Source organism: uncultured Idiomarina sp. (assembly GCF_964010655.1).
GTDB classification, from domain to species: domain Bacteria; phylum Pseudomonadota; class Gammaproteobacteria; order Enterobacterales; family Alteromonadaceae; genus Idiomarina; species Idiomarina baltica.
Map to the genome: position 1 here is coordinate 1 of NZ_CAXGLS010000037.1, position 24846 is coordinate 24846.

At 47.3% G+C, this 24846-nt stretch carries 27 protein-coding genes; 6 read left to right on the top strand and 21 right to left on the bottom strand.

Annotation, left to right across the window (positions count from 1 at the left end):
* Window positions 1-215 (top strand): (Fe-S)-binding protein (locus tag ABNS04_RS09395; protein WP_272978427.1); only part of this gene is annotated, 215 nt, incomplete at its 5' end.
* 17 nt (window positions 216-232) lie between these two features.
* Here the strand turns inward: ABNS04_RS09395 and ABNS04_RS09400 are convergent.
* The 6 genes from ABNS04_RS09400 to ABNS04_RS09425 form a co-directional block, all read right to left on the bottom strand.
* Complete coding sequence (locus ABNS04_RS09400) at window positions 233-1270, bottom strand: Glu/Leu/Phe/Val dehydrogenase dimerization domain-containing protein (RefSeq protein ID WP_006955776.1); 1038 nt, start codon at window positions 1268-1270, stop codon at window positions 233-235.
* A 153-nt stretch (window positions 1271-1423) separates the two neighbouring features.
* Entirely contained in the window at window positions 1424-2554 is a 1131-nt protein-coding gene (locus ABNS04_RS09405; protein WP_272978428.1) for a cupin domain-containing protein, read from the bottom strand.
* Window positions 2554-3927: an adenylosuccinate lyase gene (purB, locus tag ABNS04_RS09410; protein WP_272978429.1), complete on the bottom strand. Its 1374-nt coding sequence runs from the start codon at window positions 3925-3927 to the stop codon at window positions 2554-2556. Before purB ends, ABNS04_RS09405 begins: the two co-directional genes overlap by 1 nt.
* A 31-nt stretch (window positions 3928-3958) precedes the next feature.
* Window positions 3959-4582 carry a high frequency lysogenization protein HflD gene (gene hflD, locus ABNS04_RS09415; RefSeq protein WP_006955773.1) on the bottom strand — a complete coding sequence of 208 codons (624 nt, stop codon included), beginning with the start codon at window positions 4580-4582 and terminating at the stop codon, window positions 3959-3961.
* Complete coding sequence (mnmA, locus tag ABNS04_RS09420) at window positions 4579-5709, bottom strand: tRNA 2-thiouridine(34) synthase MnmA (protein ID WP_006955772.1); 1131 nt, start codon at window positions 5707-5709, stop codon at window positions 4579-4581. The genes hflD and mnmA overlap by 4 nt, the downstream gene beginning before the upstream one ends.
* Before the next feature lie 43 nt (window positions 5710-5752).
* Complete coding sequence (locus ABNS04_RS09425) at window positions 5753-6352, bottom strand: pseudouridine synthase (protein WP_006955771.1); 600 nt, start codon at window positions 6350-6352, stop codon at window positions 5753-5755.
* 72 nt (window positions 6353-6424) lie between these two features.
* Here ABNS04_RS09425 and ABNS04_RS09430 point away from each other — a divergent pair, with 72 nt between their 5' ends.
* Together ABNS04_RS09430 and ABNS04_RS09435 are read left to right on the top strand one after the other, a co-directional pair.
* Window positions 6425-7228, top strand: coding sequence for a hypothetical protein (locus tag ABNS04_RS09430; protein ID WP_272978086.1), 804 nt, complete (start codon window positions 6425-6427; stop codon window positions 7226-7228).
* 10 nt (window positions 7229-7238) lie between these two features.
* Window positions 7239-8093, top strand: a complete 855-nt coding sequence (locus ABNS04_RS09435; protein WP_006955769.1) for a glucosaminidase domain-containing protein — start codon at window positions 7239-7241, stop codon at window positions 8091-8093.
* Here the strand turns inward: ABNS04_RS09435 and ttcA are convergent.
* From ttcA to ABNS04_RS09490, 11 genes are all read right to left on the bottom strand, one after another.
* Entirely contained in the window at window positions 8090-9010 is a 921-nt protein-coding gene (gene ttcA, locus ABNS04_RS09440; protein WP_272978087.1) for a tRNA 2-thiocytidine(32) synthetase TtcA, read from the bottom strand. The genes ABNS04_RS09435 and ttcA overlap by 4 nt on opposite strands.
* A gap of 64 nt (window positions 9011-9074) precedes the next feature.
* A complete protein-coding gene (gene uspE, locus ABNS04_RS09445; protein WP_272978088.1) occupies window positions 9075-10001 on the bottom strand; it encodes a universal stress protein UspE in 927 nt (308 codons plus the stop codon).
* 78 nt (window positions 10002-10079) lie between these two features.
* Entirely contained in the window at window positions 10080-10772 is a 693-nt protein-coding gene (locus ABNS04_RS09450) for a sulfite exporter TauE/SafE family protein (protein ID WP_272978089.1), read from the bottom strand.
* Window positions 10726-10908, bottom strand: a complete 183-nt coding sequence (gene ccoS / locus ABNS04_RS09455) for a cbb3-type cytochrome oxidase assembly protein CcoS (RefSeq protein WP_272978090.1) — start codon at window positions 10906-10908, stop codon at window positions 10726-10728. The genes ABNS04_RS09450 and ccoS overlap by 47 nt, the downstream gene beginning before the upstream one ends.
* Window positions 10905-13304, bottom strand: coding sequence for a heavy metal translocating P-type ATPase metal-binding domain-containing protein (locus ABNS04_RS09460; protein ID WP_272978091.1), 2400 nt, complete (start codon window positions 13302-13304; stop codon window positions 10905-10907). Before ABNS04_RS09460 ends, ccoS begins: the two co-directional genes overlap by 4 nt.
* The gene (locus ABNS04_RS09465; RefSeq protein WP_272978092.1) at window positions 13294-13791 is read right to left on the bottom strand and encodes a FixH family protein; all 498 of its coding nucleotides are present in this window, start codon (window positions 13789-13791) and stop codon (window positions 13294-13296) included. Before ABNS04_RS09465 ends, ABNS04_RS09460 begins: the two co-directional genes overlap by 11 nt.
* 58 nt (window positions 13792-13849) lie before the next feature.
* Complete coding sequence (gene ccoP / locus ABNS04_RS09470; RefSeq protein WP_006955762.1) at window positions 13850-14803, bottom strand: cytochrome-c oxidase, cbb3-type subunit III; 954 nt, start codon at window positions 14801-14803, stop codon at window positions 13850-13852.
* Window positions 14796-15002, bottom strand: coding sequence for a CcoQ/FixQ family Cbb3-type cytochrome c oxidase assembly chaperone (locus ABNS04_RS09475; RefSeq protein ID WP_006955761.1), 207 nt, complete (start codon window positions 15000-15002; stop codon window positions 14796-14798). Before ABNS04_RS09475 ends, ccoP begins: the two co-directional genes overlap by 8 nt.
* Complete coding sequence (gene ccoO / locus ABNS04_RS09480) at window positions 14999-15622, bottom strand: cytochrome-c oxidase, cbb3-type subunit II (RefSeq protein ID WP_006955760.1); 624 nt, start codon at window positions 15620-15622, stop codon at window positions 14999-15001. Before ccoO ends, ABNS04_RS09475 begins: the two co-directional genes overlap by 4 nt.
* Before the next feature lie 11 nt (window positions 15623-15633).
* Window positions 15634-17070: a cytochrome-c oxidase, cbb3-type subunit I gene (ccoN, locus tag ABNS04_RS09485; protein ID WP_272978093.1), complete on the bottom strand. Its 1437-nt coding sequence runs from the start codon at window positions 17068-17070 to the stop codon at window positions 15634-15636.
* Between the two features lie 153 nt (window positions 17071-17223).
* On the bottom strand, window positions 17224-18864 hold the full coding sequence (locus ABNS04_RS09490; protein ID WP_348671387.1) for a methyl-accepting chemotaxis protein: 1641 nt from the start codon (window positions 18862-18864) through the stop codon (window positions 17224-17226).
* Between the two features lie 255 nt (window positions 18865-19119).
* On the opposite strand from ABNS04_RS09490, the gene ABNS04_RS09495 reads away from it, so the two are divergent.
* Window positions 19120-19509, top strand: a complete 390-nt coding sequence (locus tag ABNS04_RS09495; protein ID WP_337877990.1) for a fasciclin domain-containing protein — start codon at window positions 19120-19122, stop codon at window positions 19507-19509.
* A gap of 101 nt (window positions 19510-19610) precedes the next feature.
* A complete protein-coding gene (locus tag ABNS04_RS09500) occupies window positions 19611-20126 on the top strand; it encodes an SRPBCC domain-containing protein (protein WP_272978096.1) in 516 nt (171 codons plus the stop codon).
* Here the strand turns inward: ABNS04_RS09500 and ABNS04_RS09505 are convergent.
* Window positions 20097-20939: an efflux RND transporter permease subunit gene (locus ABNS04_RS09505; RefSeq protein ID WP_272978097.1), complete on the bottom strand. Its 843-nt coding sequence runs from the start codon at window positions 20937-20939 to the stop codon at window positions 20097-20099. The genes ABNS04_RS09500 and ABNS04_RS09505 overlap by 30 nt on opposite strands.
* Before the next feature lie 140 nt (window positions 20940-21079).
* Complete coding sequence (locus ABNS04_RS09510) at window positions 21080-21985, bottom strand: cation transporter (RefSeq protein ID WP_286911324.1); 906 nt, start codon at window positions 21983-21985, stop codon at window positions 21080-21082.
* Window positions 21986-22045: 60 nt separating this feature from the next.
* Between ABNS04_RS09510 and cadR the strand changes: the two genes are divergently transcribed.
* Window positions 22046-22471 carry a Cd(II)/Pb(II)-responsive transcriptional regulator gene (cadR, locus tag ABNS04_RS09515; protein ID WP_272978099.1) on the top strand — a complete coding sequence of 142 codons (426 nt, stop codon included), beginning with the start codon at window positions 22046-22048 and terminating at the stop codon, window positions 22469-22471.
* Window positions 22472-22505: 34 nt separating this feature from the next.
* On the opposite strand, the gene ABNS04_RS09520 is transcribed toward cadR, so the two are convergent.
* Together ABNS04_RS09520 and ABNS04_RS09525 are read right to left on the bottom strand one after the other, a co-directional pair.
* Window positions 22506-24410 (bottom strand): cytochrome c/FTR1 family iron permease, encoded by a 1905-nt coding sequence (locus ABNS04_RS09520; protein WP_272978100.1) that lies wholly within the window; start codon window positions 24408-24410, stop codon window positions 22506-22508.
* A 180-nt stretch (window positions 24411-24590) separates the two neighbouring features.
* Window positions 24591-24734: a MerR family DNA-binding transcriptional regulator gene (locus ABNS04_RS09525; protein WP_272978101.1), complete on the bottom strand. Its 144-nt coding sequence runs from the start codon at window positions 24732-24734 to the stop codon at window positions 24591-24593.
* Between the last annotated feature and the right edge of the window lie 112 nt (window positions 24735-24846).

Here is a 24846-nt window from a genome sequence, read left to right on the forward strand (position 1 = left end):
GCTGTTGTGGTATGGCCGGAACGTTTGGGCATGAACGTAGCAATTTGAAAGAGAGTATTGCTTTGTATCAAATGGATTGGGCTGAAGCGGTTAAACAGTACGGAACCAGTGGTATTACTGCGACTGGATTCTCTTGCCGCTCGCAGGTAAAACGTTTGGAAGGTAAGCGGGTGAGACACCCGCTTGAAGTTATTTTGAGCTACCTTAATCACTAAGGTAGCTCATTACGCTATTATTTTTTCGCGTTAGCGATGATTTCGCGCGCCATCTCGTCGGCCAATTCGCCGGTTGGACGGTTTTCTTCATTGGCACGAGCAAAGAGCTTATCGAGTGTGTTGTAGATATCACGCACGCGTTTGTCAGTCTCTTCAAGCGAGAAATTAGCCGCTTCGGAACACACGTGGATAACACCACCTGCGTTAATGACATAATCAGGGGCGTATAGAATACCCATGTCTTTAACTTTCTGGTCGTGTGCTGGAGTCGCTAACTGATTGTTTGCACTACCTGCAATGATCTTCACTTTTAACTGCTTAAGCGTTTCATCGTTAATGGTTGCACCGAGTGCGCATGGCGCGTACACGTCAGCCTCGACGCCATAGATTTCGTCAAGACCCACAACCTGTGCACCGAGCTCATCTTTAGCTCGTTGCATAGCGTCTTCGTTGATGTCCGTTACGATCAACTTCGCGCCTTCCTTAGCACAGTATTCGGCAAAGTCATAACCAACAGCACCTAAACCTTGCACTGCAATGGTTACGCCATTAAGGTCATCAGAACCTAAACGGTGTTTTGCCGCCGCTTTAAGGCCTAAATAAGTACCGAGAGCAGTGTGAGGCGATGGATCGCCTGCTTTATCTGCAGTACCGGCAACATGGCTTGTTTCTTTAGCAACGATATCGATATCCGCCGTGCGAATGTTGACGTCTTCAGCGGTGATGTATTTGCCACCTAAGGTTTCAATGAAACGACCGTAAGCACGGAATAGGGCTTCACTTTTAATGGTTTTAGCATCGCCGATGATTACGGCTTTACCGCCACCTAGAGGAAGGCCAGCCATGGCGCTTTTATAGGTCATGCCACGTGAAAGACGTAACACGTCGGTTAATGCTTCAGCCGATGAAGCGTAGTTCCATAAACGCGTACCGCCCAAGCTCGGGCCGAGCGTTGTATCGTGAACGGCAATAATAGCCTTAAGACCAGATTCTTCATCATGGCAGAAGGTCACTTGTTCGTGATTATCGAATTCAATATGCTCAAATAGAGACATGAATTTCCATCCTCATTGGTTTTCAAAATTGCGCGCACATTACCACTTGGAATGTTAACGCGCTACTAAAAAACAAAACTAAAATCGTTATTCAAACGGGTGTTTAGCAACTGTTGTTTACAGTTGACGTAAACGGCAACTTGTTAATAAAAATTAGTCAATTAATAGCTCGATAACACCCTGATTGACTAACCATGCGATCAGCGCTTGCCCACACGCGTCACTGCACACGGGCGCCAATTCGGTAATCGCTGTTTCATCGGTGAGCTCTGCAAGCTGCTTAGCCAGTGCCTCAGCTTCAGCAGTCACTACAAACATTTCACCGTTGGTAAAGTAATGTGGTTTTTCGAAGTGCTTAAGTAAACGCGAACCCGGTGTACGAACGACGGTTGCATTATCCATCGTTAGCAAAGCAGGCACTTGTTCGGCCACCATCGGCAACTCGGGCTCAGGAAGAGGGCGCTTACTCATTGACTGAGCACGTAAAATGAGCTCATCAAAATCACTCGATTCAACCGCTGATTTAAGGAGTTGTTTGACTTGGCCTAGCTGAGCTTCAGTTACGATATGACTTGGGTTGTCACACGAGAGGTTCGGATCGGTGTAACGTTGTTTGAGTTGCTCAGTCTGTAATGCCATGTCAGCGAGCTGAGCAAGCCATTCGGCTTGATTCGGCGCACGAAAACCGACGGAATAATTGAGACAAGGTTCAAGTGCGATGCCATCATGTGGGCAGCCAGCCGGAATATACAGAACATCACCGGGTTCTAGTACTTCATCGATGACCGCATCAAAGGACTCTTTGATCTGCTTGAGATCCTCGCACGGATAAGTTGGCGTAGTCGATTGACGTGCACCCACGCGCCAATGACGACGACCCGCACCTTGCACAATAAACACATCGTATTCGTCAACGTGTGGCCCAACGCCACCGCCTTCAACGGAGAAGCTCACCATCACATCATCAATGCGCCACTCGGGTAAAAAACGAAACGCCTGCAACAGCGAGTGGACATCGGGCATCCATTCATTGACTGCTTGCACGAGTAACGTCCAATTCGCTTCACCGAGCGATTCGTACTCCTCGAAAGGGCCGTGAGTGACTGACCAGGCTTGATCTCGATGTTCGATAATACGAGCATCAACGCCATCTTCCATGGCTAAACCGGCTAAAATTTCGGGTTCGATCAAGTCAACGTTGGCGAGCCCACGCTTAAACAAGCGCGGGCGTTTTTGCCAGTCAGAATCGAGAAAGACTTGCTTATCGACATTCTGTAAATGCATTACTTAAGCTCGTCTACAAATGCTTCAGCACGACCAATATAGTTCATCGGTGACATGGCTTTCATTTCATCTTTCGCGGCTTCAGGAACATCGAGCGCATCAATGAATGTTACCAAATCGGCCGGCTTGATACGCTTACCACGCGTGAGCTCTTTGAGTTTTTCGTATGGCTTTTCGACGCCGTAGCGACGCATCACCGTTTGTACGGGCTCGGCCATCAACTCCCAGTTTGCGTCTAACTCAGCCGTGAGTACAGATTCATTCACTTCAAGTTTGCTCAGGCCCTTCAAGGAAGCGTGATACGCGATAACCGCATGGGCGATACCAACACCGAGATTACGTAACACGGTTGAATCGGTCAGATCGCGCTGCCAGCGGGAAATCGGAAGCTTTTGCGCGAGGTGACTCATAACCGAATTGGCGATGCCTAAGTTACCTTCGGAGTTTTCAAAATCGATGGGGTTTACTTTATGCGGCATGGTTGATGAGCCTACTTCGCCAGCAATCGTTTTCTGCTTAAAGTGGTTAAGCGCAATATAACCCCATAAGTCACGATCAAAGTCGATTAACACGGTATTAAAGCGTGCGACCGCGTCGAACAATTCGGCGATATAATCATGCGGTTCGATTTGGGTGGTGTAAGCGTTCCAAGTCAGGCCTAAAGAAGTCACGAACTGTTCTGAAGCCTGATGCCAATCAACGTTCGGGTAAGCCGCTAAGTGCGCGTTGTAGTTACCCACTGCACCGTTTATTTTACCCATCAGTGCCACTGCGCGCACTTGCTCAAGCTGACGTTGCAAACGCACCGCGACGTTAGCAAACTCTTTACCCATGGTGGTTGGCGTGGCGGGTTGGCCGTGAGTACGTGCCATCATTGCTACCGAGCGGTATTCACGTGCCTTTGCTTTTACAGTATCGACAATATCTTGCATAACAGGCACCAAGACATCGTCTCGCGCAGCTGTAAGCATTAAACCATGTGATAGGTTGTTGATATCCTCTGACGTGCAAGCAAAGTGAATAAACTCACTGACTTTGGCTAATTCTGGCAAGTCAGCGACTTTCTCTTTCAATAAGTATTCGACCGCTTTCACGTCATGGTTTGTTGTGCGCTCGATTTCTTTCACACGTTCAGCATCTTCGACGCTGAATGTTTCAACGATCGCATTAAGGCGTTGATTCGCTTCATCGCTAAGTGGAGCAACTTCTTTAATGCCCTCATGCTGAGCCAACATTTGTAACCAACGCACTTCGACAGTCACGCGGTATTTAATTAGACCATACTCACTAAATATGGCACGTAATGGCTCAACTTTACTGGCATAACGCCCGTCAACAGGCGATATAGCCGTAAGGGTTGAAAAAGGTAACATATCCAAAGTTCTCCAAGTTAAACAGTTTAAGTTATGCACTCACGCTGAGTAGTTCATTGACGGCCGCCAGCATACGCTTGCGTCCTAATAAAAACTGACGTCGTTTACCACCGACTTGTTGCCATAATACTGCGCTACGTACACCTGATAGAAGCAAGGCTCTAATCAAGTGTTGGTTGGCCTCATGCTTTAATAGTTTAGGATTGCCATTGACTCTTATCGGTTGCCCTAATGGGCTAATCACTTCACGGTAAATCGAAGCGAGACTCGCCGTTATCTGATATTTATCGAAGCCAAACTCATAGTACTGGCGGCCAACCTGATGTAGCCGCTCTGCTAATAAGTTGAGCGACTTTGGCTGATTCAGCAAGCGTCTAGATAGGTGCACCATGCCTACCATGTACCGAGTAATTTCGAGGTCACGCTGGGCATTATTGCGAAACTGTTGGGCGAGTAAAATCAACCCCGGACGAACACCTTCTAAACCGCCATAGACCGCTTCTGTCGACTCTGGTTCCAGGTTAAGTACGCTATTGATAAGGGTGTCCACTACAGCTTCATGATGGACTCGGCCTGTACGTGCGACCTGCTGAACGGCGATTGCGGCTTGTGCCATTCCCGCTAAAGCAACAACCCGCTGTTGCCAATCGTTCATAAACGCACCTCAAAATCGGTAATACGTTGTTCAATAATTCCGCCACCCAGACAGACATCATCGATATAGAACACCGCCGATTGACCAGGCGTTACGGCAGCCACAGGCTCATCGAAAGAAACCGTGATACGTCCATCTGCGGCAGGTGTTATTTGGCAAGCTATATCGGCTTGGCGATAGCGTGTTTTTACCACACACCGCAACGGCTCTGTTATTTCCTCACGATTGACCCAATGTAGTTGGTTCGCTATTAAGCCTTTTGAGAATAGGCGAGGATGATTCTTGCCTTGAGCAACGACGAGTACGTTGCGCTCGACATCTTTATCAACGACGTACCACGGATCATCGCCGGCGTCAGCTAAACCGCCAATATGAAGTCCTTTGCGTTGGCCTATGGTGTGGTACATTAGTCCTTCATGATCACCGAGCTCTTCACCATCAACGCTCTCGATCTTACCCGGCTGAGCAGGAAGGTATTGTTGCAAAAAGTCCTTAAACTTGCGCTCTCCAATAAAACAGATACCTGTGGAATCCTTTTTGTCGGCAGTAACTAAACCTTGCTCTTCGGCAATACGGCGCACTTCTGGCTTTTCGAGCTCACCAACAGGGAACAACGTTTGAGCAACGTGCTCGTGACTCAACGTATAAAGAAAGTAGCTTTGGTCTTTGTTATTATCTAAACCGCGTAATAACTGCCACTTGCCATCGTTAAAAGCGCGTCTCACGTAATGACCCGTAGCAATATAGTCGGCGCCCAAGGCTTCCGCTGCAAATTCCAGAAATGCTTTAAATTTGATTTCTTTGTTGCACATGATGTCAGGGTTAGGAGTGCGGCCGGCTTTATATTCATCTAAGAAATGCTCAAACACGTTATCCCAGTATTCCGCGGCAAAATTAACGGTGTGTAGCTCAATGCCCAGTTTTTCACACACGGCCTCTGCATCGGCGAGATCATCAGCGGCGGCACAATATTCATCGTCGTCATCCTCTTCCCAGTTCTTCATAAAGAGGCCTTCAACTTGATAGCCTTGTTGAAGAAGTAGGTAGGCGGATACGGAAGAGTCTACGCCGCCAGACATACCGACGATGACTTTGGTTTCACTGGGGTTTTTCTTGGACTCAGTCATGATTTACTGTCTCTGTTACTACACGGAACGCTAGTCGCACAGTTTACCATACTGGGGGCTCTTCGCGCCATTCTCCTGGCTGTAACCCAGCCAACTTAAACGGACCGATTTGCGCACGGATTAATCGCAAGGTAGGCAGTCCTACGTGAGCCGTCATACGACGAACTTGACGGTTTTTCCCTTCAGTGATCGATAAGCTTAACCAAGAGTCGGGAACTGTTTTACGCTCACGCACCGGCGGGTTGCGCGGCCACAAACCTATAGGCGCGTCAATAGCAAAAGCTTGTGCCGGCTTGGTAAGTCCGTCGTTTAATTCACAACCATTACGCAATGCCGTTAATTGCGCTTCATCGGGAATGCCCTCAACTTGTACCCAGTAAGTCTTAGCTACTTTATATTTCGGATTCGCAAGACGCGCCTGATAGACGCCGTCATTTGTCAGTAACATTAAACCTTCACTATCCTTATCAAGCCGCCCGGCGGGATAAACGTTTGAATGAGGAACGAAATCTTTAAGGGTGACATCATCTGGCTCCCCAGAAAACTGACTGAGTACACCATAAGGCTTATTGAGTAGAACAAGTTTCGGGTTTACTGGACGTGGACGCTTCGGACTGCGCTTACGTCGATGTTGAGTGGGCATAAATTTCCTCAGCTACAGAATCGATGGTAAAATCGATGGTTGACGCTAATTATATCAAATGTATAGAGCTTTATGGGGTCGAAATTGCAGCAAAACGAATCAAAAGAACAAATGATTGTGGGCGGAGATTTAGCCGAAGCATTGAAGGGAAACTACCGTGTTCATCCGATGCAATGGCTAAAGGAAGCGTTTGCTATTACTGGGCGGCATTTTTGGCCTCTGGTAACGGCCATGATCAGCTTTCTCGCAGTACTACTCGTTATCGTCACTGTCATTCAAATTGTGTTGCCGATGTCAGTACTTTCATCTCCCGAAGCGATTAATCAAATGACACCCATTCAAGGCTTAGGCTTAGCCTTGTTTAGTACTGCGATAGCGGCTCCGTTGTTTGGCGGCATTATTCTGATGGGGATACGTCACAGCATCGATATTCCGACCAAGGGCTTGCACATTTTTAAGGGATTTGAAGTGGTGACCTCGCTCATTGCTGCGGGCGTGATCACTACGTTAATTTCACAACTGTTTGTATGGTTGGCTGCAAGCATCTCGCCTTTACTAGGCTATATAGTGACCTTGTATACATCAGCGATTTTTTGTTTAGCGATCCCCTTAGTTGTCGAACGCCGCATATCGCCATTGAACGCAATCTATTATTCAATCCGTATTACTCATTATCATTTGCCGTTTTTTATTGCGCTAACATTTGCTTTTTACATGGTTTTTATCATGGGTCTCATTACATATGGGCTATTGCTTTTTGTTTTGATTCCTTATTTAGTAAATCTGTTGGGTTTGATTTATCGCCAAGTCATCGGTGTCAATGTGCGCTTGCAGCCACCCTCTCAATCAAATCAATCCGATGACTGGACTGCTTAAAGGAGTTCAAATGCGAAAAAAATTATTTATTATTTTCTTTATCTTGGTATGTATAGCCGCTTTGTTGTTACCGTTTTTTAGTAAATATGAGAAGCCGACAAGCGACAAAGATATAGTGAGCCACGGTTTGCCTCCAGTGCCAACCCTAAAACCTCGTACAGAGATCCCTAATTTTGACGAGTTTAATGATGTACGAGAGAAAAAGAGGGAGTTTTTTCGCTATCTACTGCCCATCATTGAAGCGGAGAATTTACGTATTCTGCACGAAAGACAACAGCTATTTGCCATCGAGAATGCGTACAGCAGAGGTTTTGAAAACGAACAAGATAAAAGTCAACTCGCTCGTTTAGTCGATTACTACGAAGTTGATCCAACCCTAGATAACGAACAGCAATTTGAAATCCTCAAGCGCCGGGTGGATATTATTCCTACCATGATGGTCCTCGTTCAAGCGGCGAACGAGTCCGCCTGGGGTACATCACGGTTTGCACAAGAAGGGCTCAATTTATTTGGCCAGTGGTGTTATCGCGAGGGTTGTGGACTAGTACCAAGCCAACGACCTGAGGGGATGAATCACGAAGTGGCAAAGTTTGACCACGTGGCGCAATCGGTTCGAAGTTACATGCGCAACATTAATACACATGAACCGTATCTTGAGTTACGTCAGATCCGTGAAGTGATGCGTGATCGAGAGGAGCAAGTACGTGCGATTCCTCTATTAAGCGGTTTGCACAGCTATTCTGAGCGAGGACAAGATTACATTGATGAGCTGAAAGCGATGATTCGGGTTAATCGTCCGATCGTTGAAGCTATTATGGAACAAGAAAACTCGGCGACTCCAGAAGCCGCCGTTTCTTCAAATTAAGCGATATGTGTAATTTTGATAGAGGACATCAACTGTTCATCATCGTCTTCAGGAGCGAATGATTGGTTAAAAGAGGGCGCATCGAATGCGGTGTCGCCTTCGTCCGTTTCTAAACCAGTGGCTCGCACCTCATCGAAGTTAAACAACTGTCTATCTGCTAGGTGCGATGGCGTCACACTTTGCATAGCAGTAAAGATACTCTCAATACGGCCGGGGAATTGGCGGTCCCATTGATTTAACATTGCCTTGATATTTTTGCGCTGAAGATTTTCCTGTGAACCACACAAGTTGCATGGAATTATTGGAAACGCCATCGCCTCAGAATAACGTGCAATGTCTTTCTCCCGGCAAAAAGCCAGTGGTCGGATAACCACGTGTTCGCCATTATCGCTGACTAACTTCGGCGGCATCGATTTCAGTTTCCCACCATAAAACATATTTAAAAACAGCGTTTCTATCATGTCATCGCGGTGGTGACCAAGCGCAATTTTAGTAGCGCCTAATCGCTTAGCCGTTTTATATAGAATCCCTCGGCGTAAGCGTGAACAGAGTGAGCAAGTGGTTTTTCCTTCGGGGATTTTGTCTTTTACGATGCTATAGGTGTCTTCCTCAACAATTTCGTAATCAACACCGAGGCTATTGAGATAATTGGGTAACACGTGCTCAGGGAACCCAGGTTGCTTCTGATCCAGGTTAACTGCCACAATATCAAAACTGATCGGGGCCACACGCTTTAGGTACATTAGGGTGTCGAGCAGGGTGTAGCTATCTTTGCCTCCCGAGAGGCAAACCATGATCTTGTCGTTATGCTCGATCATTGAAAACTGCTGAATCGCCTTACCGGTCTCTCTGCGGATGCGCTTTTGCAGTTTATTAAAACCGTACTGTTTTTTCGCTTCAGTGCGATCCGTTTGCATACCCACTCACGCCTATATTGATATCGTCGAAAAATAGGGCGCGATTATAGCGAACCACTGTTTATTATGCCACTGGCGATTTAAAATCAGCGGGCTTTATAGCAAGGACATCACAGTTAAGACGCTCTAGTACATGTTCAGCGGTATTTCCCAACAGCGCCGCCGAAAAGCCAGTCCGTCCTTTCGTCCCTAAAACGACAAGTTCTGCATCCAGTCGTTTAGCTAAGTCGGGAATCACTTGTTCAGGCAAACCTTGTTCGACATGCTGTTGTGCATTAGGTATACGGTATTTACGAGCAAAGTTAGCCATTGCATTTTTGTGATGTTTTTCGAGTTCGTCGCTATATTGAGTCACGTCAAATTCGGGAATCTCTACCGCGACGTTAATAGGTGCCGCCGGGTAGGCATTCACTAAATGCAAGCTTGCATTGAGAACTTCAGTCATTGCTTGAGCGGTATCTACAACACGGTCATTAAGCTGTTGGTGCTCGTGCTCTTCCGAACCACTGTGTATGGCGGCCAACACTTGTCCATGTTGTGGCCAAGCATGTTCCTTGACCAACAAGACTGGGCAGGGCGCCTTTCTCAGTAAGTGCCAGTCGGTCGGGGTGAATAATAGATTTTGAAAACTCGGTTGAACTTGCGTTGCTTTGACCAACAGATCCGCTTCGAGCTTTTGAACATGCTCGATGATCGCTTCAAACGGGCGGTTATGCCAAACGACAGTAATATCAATATCGAGCCCATCCGTATCAAAGCCCTCTAGTAAGTCGGCAATCCAGGCTCGACGATCAGCGATCAGGTTTGTGCGCATCGTATCGCGTTCATCGCGCGATAACATCGTTGTCATTTCATAAGAGAAATCATAAATAGAGAGGAGTAGGCTGATTTTTGCCTGCGTTAAACGACCGATATGCAATGATCGGTTTATCGCTTTGTGCTCTTCATCTGCGGGGTCAACCACGACGAGAATCCGTTTAAATCGTTCCATGTTATGCTCCCACACACATAACCAATGATTGTTACCATTAACTTAGCGCAATAATGAATGCTATACCAGTGATCAGCATTAACCCTGTAGCAACGCTTTGATTACGATCAAAAGCGACCATAGGCCGTAGAGTAGCATCATGACGCCTAAGGCTGTTCTAACCCCTTGGCTTCTGAATAGCTGAGCAACATGCTGGCTAATTAATCCCAAACCGATCATCGCGGGAAACGTACCTAGAGCAAATAAAGCCATATAACCTGCGCCACTAAAGGCACTACCCGAAACCGCTGCGTAACTCAATGCACTGTACACTAAACCGCAAGGTAACCAGCCCCAAAACATGCCCGCAAGGTAAGCAGGCAGTAATCCGTGTTGTCCACGCAGTTTTGCGGCGAACGGCTGGAGCTTACGCCATACCGGGCGACCTAATGACTCAAGTTTAACCAGTATTGGCCACCACCCAGCTAAGTATAGACCTAATAGTATCATCATGGTGGCGGCAAAAATTCTAAGAAAAGGGGTCGTGTAGGGCGTGTCGGGCGCGAGTAATGCTACTGCGCCACCCATAATAGCGCCTAACAACGAATAGGATGTAAGACGGCCTAAATTATAAACAAACACAGTTAGGCGGTTCTGATTAACACCCATGGCTGCGGCAAGGCCGCCACACATCGCCAAGCAATGGCCCGCTCCCGCAAGCCCCATCAAAAGAGGAGTAAACCAATTAATCTGATCGGTCATCGTTTGGCTTTTTTTGCTCTTTTTCGTCATCGTCATCCATTAGAATCGTCATACCTTGACGTTCAATGTCTTCAAATTGATTTGAGCGTACAGCCCAAAAAAAGATAACGACGGCTAAAATGACAAATAGGATAGCGACAGGAATTAATGCGTAAATAACACTCATAAACGGTACAACCTTAGTGAGTTTGCCACCACGACTAACGAGCTTAACGACATACCCAATGCGGCCGCCCACGGCGCAACTAAACCCAACGCAGCAATAGGTAAAATGGTCAGATTGTAGCCTGCTGCCCAGATAAAGTTTTCACGCATAATGATACGCGTTTTTCGTGCCGTTTCGATAACATCCAATACACGTGTTAGTTGGTCATTAAGTAACACCACATCCGCCGCTGTTTGCGCCATATCGGATGCATGAGCAAAGGTCATTGAAAGATCCGCTTGTGCTAAAACGGGACTGTCATTAATCCCGTCACCGATCATCCAAACAGTATGCTTTTGTTGCTGCAGTGACTTAATGGTATCAACCTTATCAGCTGGCGACTGCTCGCTGAGCACCTCGTCAATGTCCAACCGAGAGGCAAGTGTTTGAGCCCGTGCGTCGCTGTCACCCGTTAACATGATGGTTCGGATACCTTGCAGTTTTAACGCACAAATGACGTCATGGCTATCCTCTCGCACCTCATCGTCTACCTGAAATTCTGCCAACACAGCTTGACGGTTGGCTAAAATAACATTGCTTTGTCGCTTGGGTTGCCAGTTGGGGTGCCAGATTTGGATAAACTCGCAACGACCTAATCGATAGTCGGTGCCAGCAATTTCCGCCAGTATGCCTTGTCCAGGATAATTTTGAATGGCATCAGGTGATATGGGTTGATCGCTTAACTGAGATAAAGCGGCCGCAATCGGGTGTTCAGAGCGCTGCTCTAAACCACTTACAATCGCATTTATCGTATCGATGTCGGCATAGTCTTCACGTGCGATCAGTTTAAATTGACCGTAAGTGAGTGTACCGGTTTTATCAAATACCACCGTATCGAGGTGTTTTACGCTCTCAAGCAGCTGTGCACCTTTGACTAAAACGTTCATCCGATTGAGTCGATGCACGGCGCCTGTAATCGATGTGGGCGCGGCTAACGACAGGGCGCACGGACAAGTAGCTACCAATACTGCCAAGGTCACCCACAGGGCATGATCGGGATCAAACCAAGACCACACTAAAAAAGTAACCGCGGCGATCGCAAGCAGCGTCATCACAAAATACTGCGCGATATGGTCAATCGCTTTCTGCACTTTGGGCTTGTCGGCTAAAGCAGCATCTTGCATAGCAACAATGCCAGCCAATACGGTTTGTTGAGCGGTAGCTGTGACTTTAATTCTCAGTGTCGCGCTTTGATTAACCGAGCCTGCTACAATACCGTCACCGGTTGCTTTGGTGACTGGGCGACTTTCTCCCGTCAGCAAGCTTTCATCGACCGAGGCCTTATCGCTCAAGAGAACGCCGTCCGCGGGAATGGTTTCGCCAGGTTTAATAACAATAATGTCGTTAATTTTGAGTTGTTTGGCTGCAATATCCTCTAGTCCACCATCATATTCACGGTGCGCCAAGTTGGGCATGTAAGTAAGGCGATTGGTAGAAAATTTGAGAGCCTTTTCTTTGGCTAACAACTCTAAAAAACGACCCGTCAGCAGGAAAAAGGTAAACATCGAGATCGATTCAAAATAGACCTCACCGCGTCCGATAATGACTGCATATAAACTTGCAATGTATGCACCGATTAACGCGATACTGACGGGAACGTCCATGTTAACGCTACCCGCCTGAATACTTTTTAGCGCGCTCTTATAAAAAGGCTGGCCACTGTATAAGATCACGGGAGTTGCAAACACTAAACTGACAACCCACAGATATTGTTGAGTTGTTGGGTCAAGATCGGAAACCACGCCAAAATAAAGAGCGAAGGCAATCATCATGACTTGCATGGTGGCTAAGCCAGCGACACCCAACCGTTTAATAAATCCTTTGCGCCGCGCGTTGATGTTGGCTTCTATTTGGTTCTGCTGAAAGGGTAGAGCTTGATACCCAATACGGGCGAGGCGGGCTATGATATCACTTAACTTGATTATGCTACCGTCCCACTCTATGTGAAGACGTTGGTTACTCACGTTAACGACCGATTTAATCATCCCGGGTGTTTTTGCAAGTTCTCGCTCGATAAGCCATGCACAGGCACCACAGGTGATATTATTCACGGTAAGGGTGGTTTGCTTACTATGATCACCCGTGTTTCGGACAAAATCTGACTGAACGTCAGGGTTGTCATATACGTCGAGTTCTTTGAGTTGCTCGGGTAATAATGGCGTTTGTTGAGGTTTATCTAAATCACGATGTTTATAATAAGCTGTTAAACCATGTTCAATGATGGTTTCAGCGACCGCTTGGCAGCCAGCACAACACACCGCTTTGTCGTCACCTTGGAACGCAACCGATAGCTCGACGCCGTGCGGTATCGGTTGCAAACAGTGAAAACAAACGCCGTCTTCAACGTCAGACGCCATAGAGGTTCGGCTCCAACAACGTGGCTTTGTCTAATGGAAAATAAAACTGTTCACTGACTTTCCAATCAGCACTGTGAGGTGTCACGGTAATCGTGTATTTGCCTGAAATGTCGGCAGGTATATCGGTTCGATACACACCATCTGCACCAACCGTCACTTGACGAGTAAAATCTTTAGTGGATTGCGTTGCATGGACAAACTCAACCGTGAGTGCTGAGAGTTCGCTAGGCTGTCCAGACGCATATTGCAACGTGAACTTACCGTCGTGAGCGGTGACATTAAATGAAATTCCCAGTTTTTTTGCTTTTTCTACATGTTCAATGACCGCGTTGATCATTTTGCCGCGTTTATAGTAGTCATCGACTACCATTGAAAAACCACCTTGGGATGCAGAGAGGTAAATAATCGTCGCACACACGCACATGACGGTTACGGGCAGGGCGATTAGAAACCAAGGCCAAAACTGCTTATACCAGGGTTTCTGCATAATAATAATCCTCTTTAACAAAAAACCCCGCCGTAGCGGGGCTTTAAACCAGATTTACTTACTCATCGTGAGACAAGCTGTAAATGTACGCTGAGACAACGTGTATTTTATCCTCTCCGAGAATATCTTTCCACGCTGGCATCACACCGTTTCTTCCGTAATGTAAAGTTTCCTCGATAGTGGCAATAGAACCACCGTACAACCAAACATTATCAGTCAAATTAGGCGCGCCTAGCTGCTGGTTACCTTTACCATTTGGACCGTGACACGCTGAACAGACCGCAAAGTTTTTCTTACCTGCGGCAACGAGTTCTGGGTCACGTTCACGACCACTTAGGCTCGCTACATAGTTCGCTAACTCAGTAATTTCCTGATCACTGAACTGTTCACCCCATGCAGGCATGTTGCCTTGACGACCGTTAAGCAAGGTCGTCTTGATGTCGTGCGGAGTACCGCCATATAACCAGTCGTCATCAGTCAGGTTAGGGAAGCCACGTCCGCCCATTGCGTTTGAACCGTGACACTGAGAACAGTTTTGCAGGAATAGGCGCTGGCCCACCTCTAAAGCGTCCTCATTTTTGATCAGCTCTTGAATCGGCGTTTGAGCATAGGCTTCGAAAATTGGACCAAACTCTTCCTCAGCATCACGCACTTCGCGGTCGTACTGAACGATAGAGCCGTCATCTTTTGAAGCTTTCATGGCTGCACGTGACTCAGCTAACGATTGCACATCTTGGTTCGAGCTTTTCCAACCTAACAAACCGTCGAACTTACCAAGCCCCGGATACAGTGCTAGGTAAACAAAGCCCCAAGCAAAACACGCCCAGAACAAGTAGGTCCACCATTTAGGTAGTGGGTTATTGACTTCAACGATGCCATCGAACTCATGGTCCATCTCCTGGCCTTCATCGATGTCCGTATAGTTTTTCATGTTCCAACGCAATAGCCAGATGAGGACAAACAACAACCCCAACGTTAGAACAATGATCCATGCACTCCAGAAGTTACTCATCTTTCTTGGACTCCGGTTTCTCGCTATTTTCGTTAGATGAGGACTCCGACTCATTCTCGTCAAAGATTGAGTTAGCAGCCTCATCAAATTGTTTGTTGGCGCGGCGGCTCAGGTAAACCCAAAGTACGATGGCAATAAAAATTACCAAAATCACGATGGAGAAGAGTCCCCGCCAAGTGCCGTAATCTTCGTAACTCATTCGTTATCCGCGCGTTTCAGAGCGGTCCCGAGTGATTGAAGATAAGCAATAAGCGCTTGCATCTCGGTCTTACCTTGAACAGCTTCTTTTGCGCCAGCGATATCTTCATCCGTATAAGGAACGCCTAATGTACGAAGTGCTTCCATTTTCTTAGCTGTGTAAGCACCATCTAACGTGTTTTCAGCTAACCAAGGGAAGGCAGGCATATTTGACTCAGGTACAACGTTACGTGGATTCATCAAATGCACATAGTGCCAATCATCACTGTAACGACCACCTACACGAGCCAAGTCAGGTCCAGTACGCTTTGAGCCCCACAAGAAAGGGTGGTCCCAAACACTTTCACCTGCCAGTGAATAGTGACCGTAACGTTCGGTTTCTGCACGGAACGGACGAATCATCTGGCTGTGACAGTTAGAGCAACCTTCACGCATGTAAATATCGCGGCCTTCTAACTGAAGTGCGGTGTAAGGTTTCAAACCTTTAACCGGCTCTTGTACTTGGCTTTGAAATAACAGTGGGGTGATCTCTACAAGACCACCAATCGACACTGCGATAATCATCAAAACAGACAACCAGCCAAGGTTCTTTTCTACAAATTCATGTTTTACACGACTCATTGTTATCTCCCTTAGGCTGTTCGTACGACGTTACCTGCGGCAGTCTCACGACGGCCGGCACGGATGGTTTGATAACAGTTGTAAGCCATTAGCAGCATACCTATGATAATAAACAAACCACCGATAAAGCGGCCCGTCCAGAACGGATATGAAGCTTGTACGCCCTCAACAAAGCTGTAAGTCAAGGTGCCGTCAGCGTTAGTTGCACGCCACATCAAGCCTTGCATTACGCCTGAAATCCACATCGAAACGATGTAGAAAACTACGCCGATCGTGTGTAGCCAGAAGTGCACGTTGACCAACTTGATACTATGAATTTGTTTCTGATTAAACAAACGTGGAACTAAGTAGTACATTGAACCGATTGTAATCATCGCAACCCAACCCAAGGCACCTGAATGAACGTGACCAATGGTCCAGTCCGTGTAGTGCGATAGGGCGTTTACAGACTTAATCGCCATCATCGGGCCTTCGAAAGTCGACATGCCGTAGAACGATAGAGAAACAATCAAGAAACGCAAGATGGGGTCAGTACGCAGTTTGTGCCATGCGCCAGACAGGGTCATAATACCGTTGATCATGCCGCCCCAAGAAGGTACGAACAAGATTACAGACATCACCATACCCACTGATTGAGTCCAATCTGGAAGCGCAGTGTAATGAAGGTGGTGAGGACCTGCCCAAATATAAAGTGAGATAAGGGCCCAGAAGTGAACGACCGATAAACGGTATGAGTAGACAGGGCGCTCAGCTTGTTTAGGTACGAAGTAATACATCATACCCAAGAAACCGGCTGTGAGCAGGAAACCTACCGCATTGTGTCCATACCACCACTGAATCATGGCGTCGACCGCACCCGAGTAAATTGAGTACGACTTAACGAAATTGACCGGAATCGCCATGCTATTCACGATATGTAGCATCGCGATAACCACGATAAAGCCACCGTAGAACCAGTTTGCAACATAGATGTGCGAGGTTTTACGAATCGCTAACGTACCGAAGAATACGATTGCATAAGCAATCCACACAACGGCAATCAGGATATCAATCGGCCATTCAAGCTCAGCATATTCCTTTGTAGTGCTTAAGCCCATGGGCAATGTGATAACTGCCGCCACGATAACAGCCTGCCAACCCCAAAATGTAAACGTTGCTAAGCGGTCCGAGAACAGCTTGGTTTTACATGTCTTTTGAACAACGTAGTAGGAGGTTGCAAATAATGCACTGGTACCAAAAGCAAAAATAACGGCATTGGTATGAAGTGGACGAAGGCGAGAGTAGGTAAGCCAAGGCGTATTAAAGTTCAGCTCAGGCCACACAAGTTGTGCAGCAATAAGCACGCCCAAGCCCATGCCGACGATACCCCAAATAATGGTCATGACAGTAAACTGCCGAACGACCTTCATATTATATTCGATCGGTTGGTTTTGAAGTGTTTCACTCATCTTGATATTCCGCGGTGATTGAGTTCAGGAAAAAGACGACTTTTACCCGCTTACTTATAAAAGTCAGCTCCCTTGTAAAAGTGCCAATAGTTTACACCTTACGGCTATAAACGTACAGAGGACATATTAACAATATCCCCATAAACTAAAAGGCTATTTTACGCGAAACCGCCGTATCATTTGACTCAAATCAACGCTGTTTTTAATAAGTGAATCAGACACTTGTTTTACCTGTTGGCTCGCGTCTTTAGTGTCATGTGTCAGCGTACTTATCGACGTTATATTCTGACTAATGTCTTGCGTTACACGGCTTTGCTCATCCGTTGCAGACGCAATTTGTACATTCATTCCTGAGATATTTGCGACAGCCTCTTGGATCTGACTAATGGCTTGTTCGGCTTCGATGGTTTCACCGCGGGTTTGCTCAGAACTTGATTCAGCTTCGCGTATAATATTCGTTACATCACTAATGGCGCGCTGAATGTTGTCGACAATGCTGCCAATTTCATCCGTCGATTTCTGTGTCTTGGTCGCCAACTGCCTAACTTCGTCTGCAACCACAGCAAAGCCCCGTCCCGCTTCACCCGCTCGAGCCGCTTCAATAGCGGCGTTTAACGCAAGCAAGTTGGTTTGCTCAGCAATTGTGATAATAACATTCAGAATGTCGCCAATCTCCTTAGAACCTTCCGTCAAGGTTTTTGCATGTTGATTGGCTTGATTCAAACGTTGTGTCAACTCATCAATGTTCTGAACGGCGCGCCGAACTGTGGTGGCTGAACGACCCGATTGCTCATCCGCGACACTGGCTGATTCCGCTGCTTCGCGCGCATGATCTGCGACTTCGCCGGCGGAAGATGTAAGCTCATTGACGGCTGTAGCAACGGCTTCGGTTTGTTGGCTTAAGCGCTCGGTTTGCGAAGAACTCGAATCACATAATTTTGCCAACTGCTCAGCCGCCGCCTGCTCAGCGTCAACCGAATCCTGCACATTGGTGACAAGCTGCTGGATTTTATGAACAAAGGTATTGAATGACTCAGCCACTCGAGTGAGTTCGTCATTGCCTTGAGTCTCAAGTCGTTTGGTGAGATCACCGTCACCTTCGGAAATATTTTCCATCGCTTGATTAATGGCTTTTAATGGACGTACGATACTTCGAATAATTAATAAAAAGAGAACGAGCAATGGCACGGATAGAAATATCGCCAGTAACACTAGCTTAAAGAATTGCGCCCAAAGTAGGGCGGCGATGTTATCAACGTATTGGCCGGTGCCGACAATCAAGTTCCATGGCTGAAAAACTTGCACTCGACTGATCTTATCAACCAAATTATTCTTATCGGCACCTTTTTGCCAAATATATTCAACCGTTGCGCGATCTTGATTTTTTACCCCGTCCACCATTTGTTGAAATAGCCGCGTACCGTTGGGATCTTTGTAATCGAGTACATTTGTCCCAACAAGCTGCTTAGCAAACGGATGTTGCACCATGTCACCGCTACGGTTGATGGTGAAAATATATTCTTCTCCCTCGTAGCGGATTTCATTAAGACGGGCAAACGCGCGTTGTTTGGCTTCAGTTTCCGTCAGTTCACCTTGTTCTTGAAGACTATGATAGTAGCTTATAACGCTTATCGCAGAATCCAGCACGGCATCAAGTTTGTGTTTTTCCTCATCGACAAATACACCACGCAGAATAAACATCATAAAGGCAACCATCAGTGCGGTGCCAATAGCTGCGATGCCGAGTAGGGCAATGAGTCGTTGAACGATCGAGTAGCGATTGAGTATAGCCATGTTTGCTCCAATGCAGATAACGCTTCCTAAATAGGTTTATCGGCAAAATTACAGAACATTTACAGTTTTATTTTTAATCGAAATCAAACACGCCGTCGTATTATTCGATGCCCTAATTATTCGAGGAGGCATATTATGTTTCGTAAATTCATGTTTGCAGTAGTAGGCGGTGTACTCGCATTTTCATCAACCCAAGCGTTGGCCGATCATCACGGTGGTAAAAAAGAGATGAAAGGTGATTAGGATATTGTACAAATTGCATCTAAAGATCCGCAGTTCTCAACCCTAGTCACGGCTATTAAAGAAGCCGGTTTAGTAGGCACATTAAAAGGTGACGGTCCATTTACCGTGTTCGCACCGACTAATGATGCGTTCGCGGAGCTGCCAGACGGCGCACTTGACGAGTTGCTTAAAGACAAAGATAAGTTGCGTGCGGTACTGACTTATCACGTAGTACCTGGCAACATTATGAGCACAGACATCAAAGGTAAAACCACCGATGTAGAAACCGTTGAGGGCTCTACTATTGCCGTTGATGCAACAAATGGCGTGATGATTAATGACGCGATGGTGATTAAAGCGGATATCAAAGCTAAAAATGGCGTGATCCACGTGATTGATGCCGTGTTGATGCCTGGTCAATAAGTCCAGCTTTGACCCCTAAGAAAAAAAGCGGCAATGATATTGCCGCTTTTTTTATGTCCGCTATGCTATGCTCGTTTAATTAAAATATTAACGAGATAACTATGCGAAAAACCACACACTTGTCCTTCCTAGTGAGCGCGTTATTCTTATCACCTTTTGCTTCGGCAGACGTTGTATCAAGTGACAGTACGGGTTTTCATATCAAACAAACGCATCGCTATGAAGACGGCGCGACAAATGCATATCGCGTATTTGTCGATGACATTGATAGCTGGTGGCCTGTTGATCACACTTGGTTTGGTGCCGACGGCACGCTGACAATTGACCCTGTCGCCGGCGGCTGTTTTTGCGAGATAGCAGGGGATAGACAAGCTCAACATATGACCGTTGCCTATGTCGATCCCGGCCGTGTACTTCGTCTCACAGGCGGCTTAGGTCCGCTGCAGGGATTGGGGTTAAACGGTACGATGACCTTGACCTTCAGCGATAGTGAGTTAACGCTGGAGTATATCGTTAGCGGATACCCCAGCGTTGATCTTACCCAACTTGCGCCGGTTGTAGACAAGGTCTTGTCGCTACAAATGAGCTCATTTACTGAGTTTACTTCGCAAGAATAGTGCCGTTAATGCCGGTAACGTCGTTACTGTAACGATGGCAGCCCCCATTAAGCCAAACATCACGATGGTGCCAACGCCGCGATAAAGCTCGGTACCTTCGCCCGGGATGAACACTAACGGTGCGATACCGCATAAGGTGGTTACTGTCGTTATGGCAATAGGGCGAATACGACTTTTCAATGCGCCGCTCAACGCATCTTGAACCGAACACGCTTGTTGATGCTTTAAATAAAGCGTGCGCTCAATAACGAGTATGGGGTTATTGATCACGGTACCCATGAGAATTAGGAAACCCAGCATCGTAATCATATCGAAAGGTTGCTGAAATAAGCCAACTCCATTAAGCAGGGCTAACCCAGCGATACCTGCACTGATGCCCATAGGAATCGTCGTCATGATCAGTAACGGATGTCCCCAATGAGCAAAAATGGCCACCATGAGTAAATAAACAATAGCCACCGCTAACAGATAATTCTCCATCAATGCGGCTTGTGTCTCAGCAAGCTGGTCCGCTGCACCTGACAACTGCGTAGTCATGTCGTTAGGTATGACTCCTTGTTCACGCAAATAGCCAATCACATCGTTGCGAACTTGCTCGACACCTTGCTCCAAGGCAACCGAGTCAGGTGGAATGATATTTAAAGTGACAGTGCGACGACTATCGACGCGCCTTACAGTACTCGTATCCACCGTTTCCACAATATCAGCAACTGATGATAAAAATACTGGCCGTCCATCGCGTTGAATGACTGGCAGGCTATCGAGATCTGACGGTTTTAGAGGGGACACCGGGATTTGTACAATAATCGCCAAATTAAGGCTAACTATCTGATAAGTAATTATAATTGTAAGTGAAGTAAGTTTTGAACCGTAACCCTTCGAAGTTACAAAACTTTCTGTCTTTTAGAGGTCCGGCCGGTAAAAGCGTTGAATTTAGCCACTTGGTCCGCACCTTAGGACTTAAGTTGTAAAATTCGACGTGCGCCACTGAGCACAATCACAGCAATAAGGAGGCCGATCAGTAAATCCGGATACCGCGATCCCGTCCAAGCGACCAAAAAGCCCGCCAAAATGACGCCAAGATTGGCAATGACATCGTTGGCGGAGAAAATCCAACTCGCCTTCATGTGTGCACCGCCATCTCTGTTTTTAGCAATCAATACCAAACACCAAGCATTAGCCATCAATGCGACCAAACCGAAGCTCATCATCAGGCTGGAAACTGGCTCGCTGCCATACCAAAATCGCCGCAATACTTCACTCAAGGCGCCTAAGGCTAATATCACCTGCAACCAGCCGGACAAATGTGCGGCGCGCAGCTTCATCCGAACGCTGTGCCCAACGGCATAAAGCGATACGCCATACACCGCAGCATCGGCAAACATATCCAGTGAGTCGGCGATTAATCCCGTGGATTGAGCCAGCCAGCCGACCGTGATTTCAACCGCAAACATGACCGCATTAATGACTAACAACCATTTGAGTATACGGGCTTCATTTTGTGACGTTTGTTGGGCCGATACTTGAGCCTGGATGAAGACATTATTTTCCACTGGATGAGTGTGCTCAAGCGTCGCCCCCAGTCCAAGCGCGTGCATTCGAGCCTCAATGGTTGCCGCGTTGTCACCGTGAAAAATGCGAACCTTTCGATTGGGGGTATCAAATTCCAACGTCACCTTTGGGTTAACGCTATCCAGCGCCATGCGGATCATGCCTTCTTCCGAAGGGCAATCCATCTTGGCTACACGGTATTCGCTAACATAACCGGTATCTATCTTTGCTTTGTCTACTGAATCCTGAGTGACACAACCCTCTGAATTGTTCACAGTCCCGCAGGTGCCGCTGCATTGCTCTGCCATAAAAAGCCCTTGTTATACCCGTAGTGCCCAGTTTAAACTCTATTGTAACTATAGAGTCAAGTGTTGGAGATCAATGCGGTGAAAATCGGTGAACTGGCGAAAATGACCGGCTGCTCAGTGCAGACAATTCGTTATTATGAAAAAGAACAGTTGTTGGCATCTACCCAGCGCAGCGAAGGGAATTTTCGTTTGTATGATGCAACTGCCATTGAACGGCTGATGTTTATCAAGCACTGCCGCAATCTTGACCTCGCTTTATCAGAGATCCGGCAACTGTTAGCGTTAACCGGATCGCCTGACACACAATGCGATGACGTCAACCGAATGATCGACACACACATCGAGCAAGTGGAAGCCCGAATTCAAGAACTCAGCCACCTTCGACAACAGTTAAAAACCTTGCGCAACAGCTGCTCAAATGAGCGAACCGTTGAGCAGTGTGGCATTTTGCACAATTTGTCAGCTAATCGGACTCCGAAGCGGTAACCGGTAAGCCCTTCATGCCTGGCGCTTTGGAAACTTACGGACGCAAGCGCTGCTTCACTTTTGATCCCCAGATAAACACCATAAACACCACCAGGATCAAGGCCTGTGCCGTGATCCCCTGCCAAGTGGATTTGAGGCCTATCCAACTCAAATCAACGTTCACCGGTAACGGCGACATTCCAATGAGGGCCGCTTCCTGTAATGCGGAAATCCCTTTCCCTGTTAAAATAAAAGACAGCGCTAAGAGCAGGTAGGTCGTCGTCGAAAAAAACCTGGCAATGGGTAGCTTGATTGAATACCGGATCAGCACCCAGGACAACACAGCCAGCATGGCAACACCAAGCAAAAAGCCTCCGGCAACAACTGAATATTGTGCCTCGACCGCTTGTGTCAGGAGAGACTCATAGAATAAGACAGTTTCAAAGACTTCCCGATAGACTGCAATGAAAGAGAGCGCTGCCAGCCCCCACAGAGTGCCGGATTTCAGCCGCTCATTGACGTGCTTCTGTATGTAAGCCTGCCATTGCGCCGCATGGGTCTTGCTGTGCATCCAGATCCCGACATAAAACAATACCAGCGCTGCGAACAATGCGGCGACGCCCTCCATCACCTCTCGACTAGCCCCACTGATACTGATCAACGACTGGGCTGCTACCCAGGTTGCACCGCCCGACAGGAGTGCCACGATCCAACCGGTGTGTACGTATTTGAGGGCATCTTGTCGTTGCGTACGGATCAGCACGGTCATCAATGCAATGATGACCAGCAGGGCTTCCAACCCTTCGCGCAACAAGATGATCAAGCTGGCCGTAAATAACGTCCCACCGGATAAGGTCGATTCATTCTGTAGGCGATCAGCTTCACTCAACTGCGCCAGTGTTTCCGTCATGAGGGCGTCCAACTCACCGTTCTGTTGTGCCCGGTTAATGACCTGGCGCAACTTCATCATATTGACTTCAATATTTTTACGAAGCGTTGGATCTTGCGTGTCCAAACTGTTTTCAACCAGCTCAAAGCCGTCCAGATAAGCACTGATTGCCAGTTCGCTGGCCGCTTGATAATCACCTTTCTGGTAAGCGGCATGGGCGGCCATTAAACGCTCGCGGCTGATGGCAAGAGGGTTTTGTTGCTTGTCAAACAATTGCTCTGGATGGGCGCGCAGCCACTCGGCAAGATATTCGACCTCTTGCGACTGCCCGGCGGCAATCTGTGCTGGGCTGAAGTTGACGAGTTGGGACAAAGAAATATTCGAATCGTTGACAGATGGTTTGGGGTTAGACTGAAACGCCAGGCTGCCTACGTAGAATGCCAGTGACCAGCGTTGTTGCTCGGTCAGCTGATTAAAGCCAGGCATCGCAGTATCATCGATACCATTGGATATGGCATCAAACAGCCCGAGAACTGATCGATTCGACGCCCGTTCCTTATCGGTAAAATTGGTGGGTGCGGGATTCAGCTGCGTTGACAGAGTCCCATCACCTTTTCCCGTTAAGCCATGACAAGTTGTACAGTTATCCTTGAATAACGATTCAACCGTCCTTTTGGGCGACAAGCGATCTGGCAATGTGGATTGCGGCATCAAGGCCAGTAAAGAGCGCCGCAGTTGAGTGCTCAGTTGGCGAACAAGGCGAACGTCCTGTTTGTTTTGAACCGCTTGCTGTAGAGCGCCCGCTTCGGCTTGTAGATTGTGAGAATCAAGGGCGGGCTTGGCAATCATTGCGCTTTTATCGACCAGTAATTGCGCAAACTCAAGCATTTCCTGGTATTCATCGAGATTGACCACCGTGTTGTGATCTACCGCAGCAACATAGTCAGCACCGATGTACTCAGCCAGTTGAGCCAATTGTCGAATTTGGCGATGGCTGTTATCGGCCGCATGACTGACGCTTGTGAGCAACGCAAACGATAACAGCAGGCATAGCCGCATGGCTTTCACCATTGACCATCTCTGATCTGTAAAATGGGGCATCCAGCGAATTAGCATGGTCGATATCTCTACTTATACGATTGTTAATGATAATTAATCGCATTATAAACCCTGTAGCCACTACAGAGTCAAGCTCTCCGAAATGCTTGATGATACTTATGGAAAAGATGGTCGGGATGATGTGAAGCGTAGTTAGGGGTGAATTAAACTTTTCACTTGCACTAGGGCTGTTTTCGGCGGTTGCGTGATGAGACCTTGGCGTTCGTAATAGCCGATAGTTTCGACATTGACGCCAGCGGTCTTGGCCAGTTGACCGATGGCGTAATGCGACGTCATGACCAAAGGGCTCCCAGCGGTACGGCGTAAAGATGGTCACCAAAGGCTGTCGTGTGATCTCCGTCGTAAAGCAGGACACCCATTTTGAAGCGGTCTCCGGCCACGGATTGAA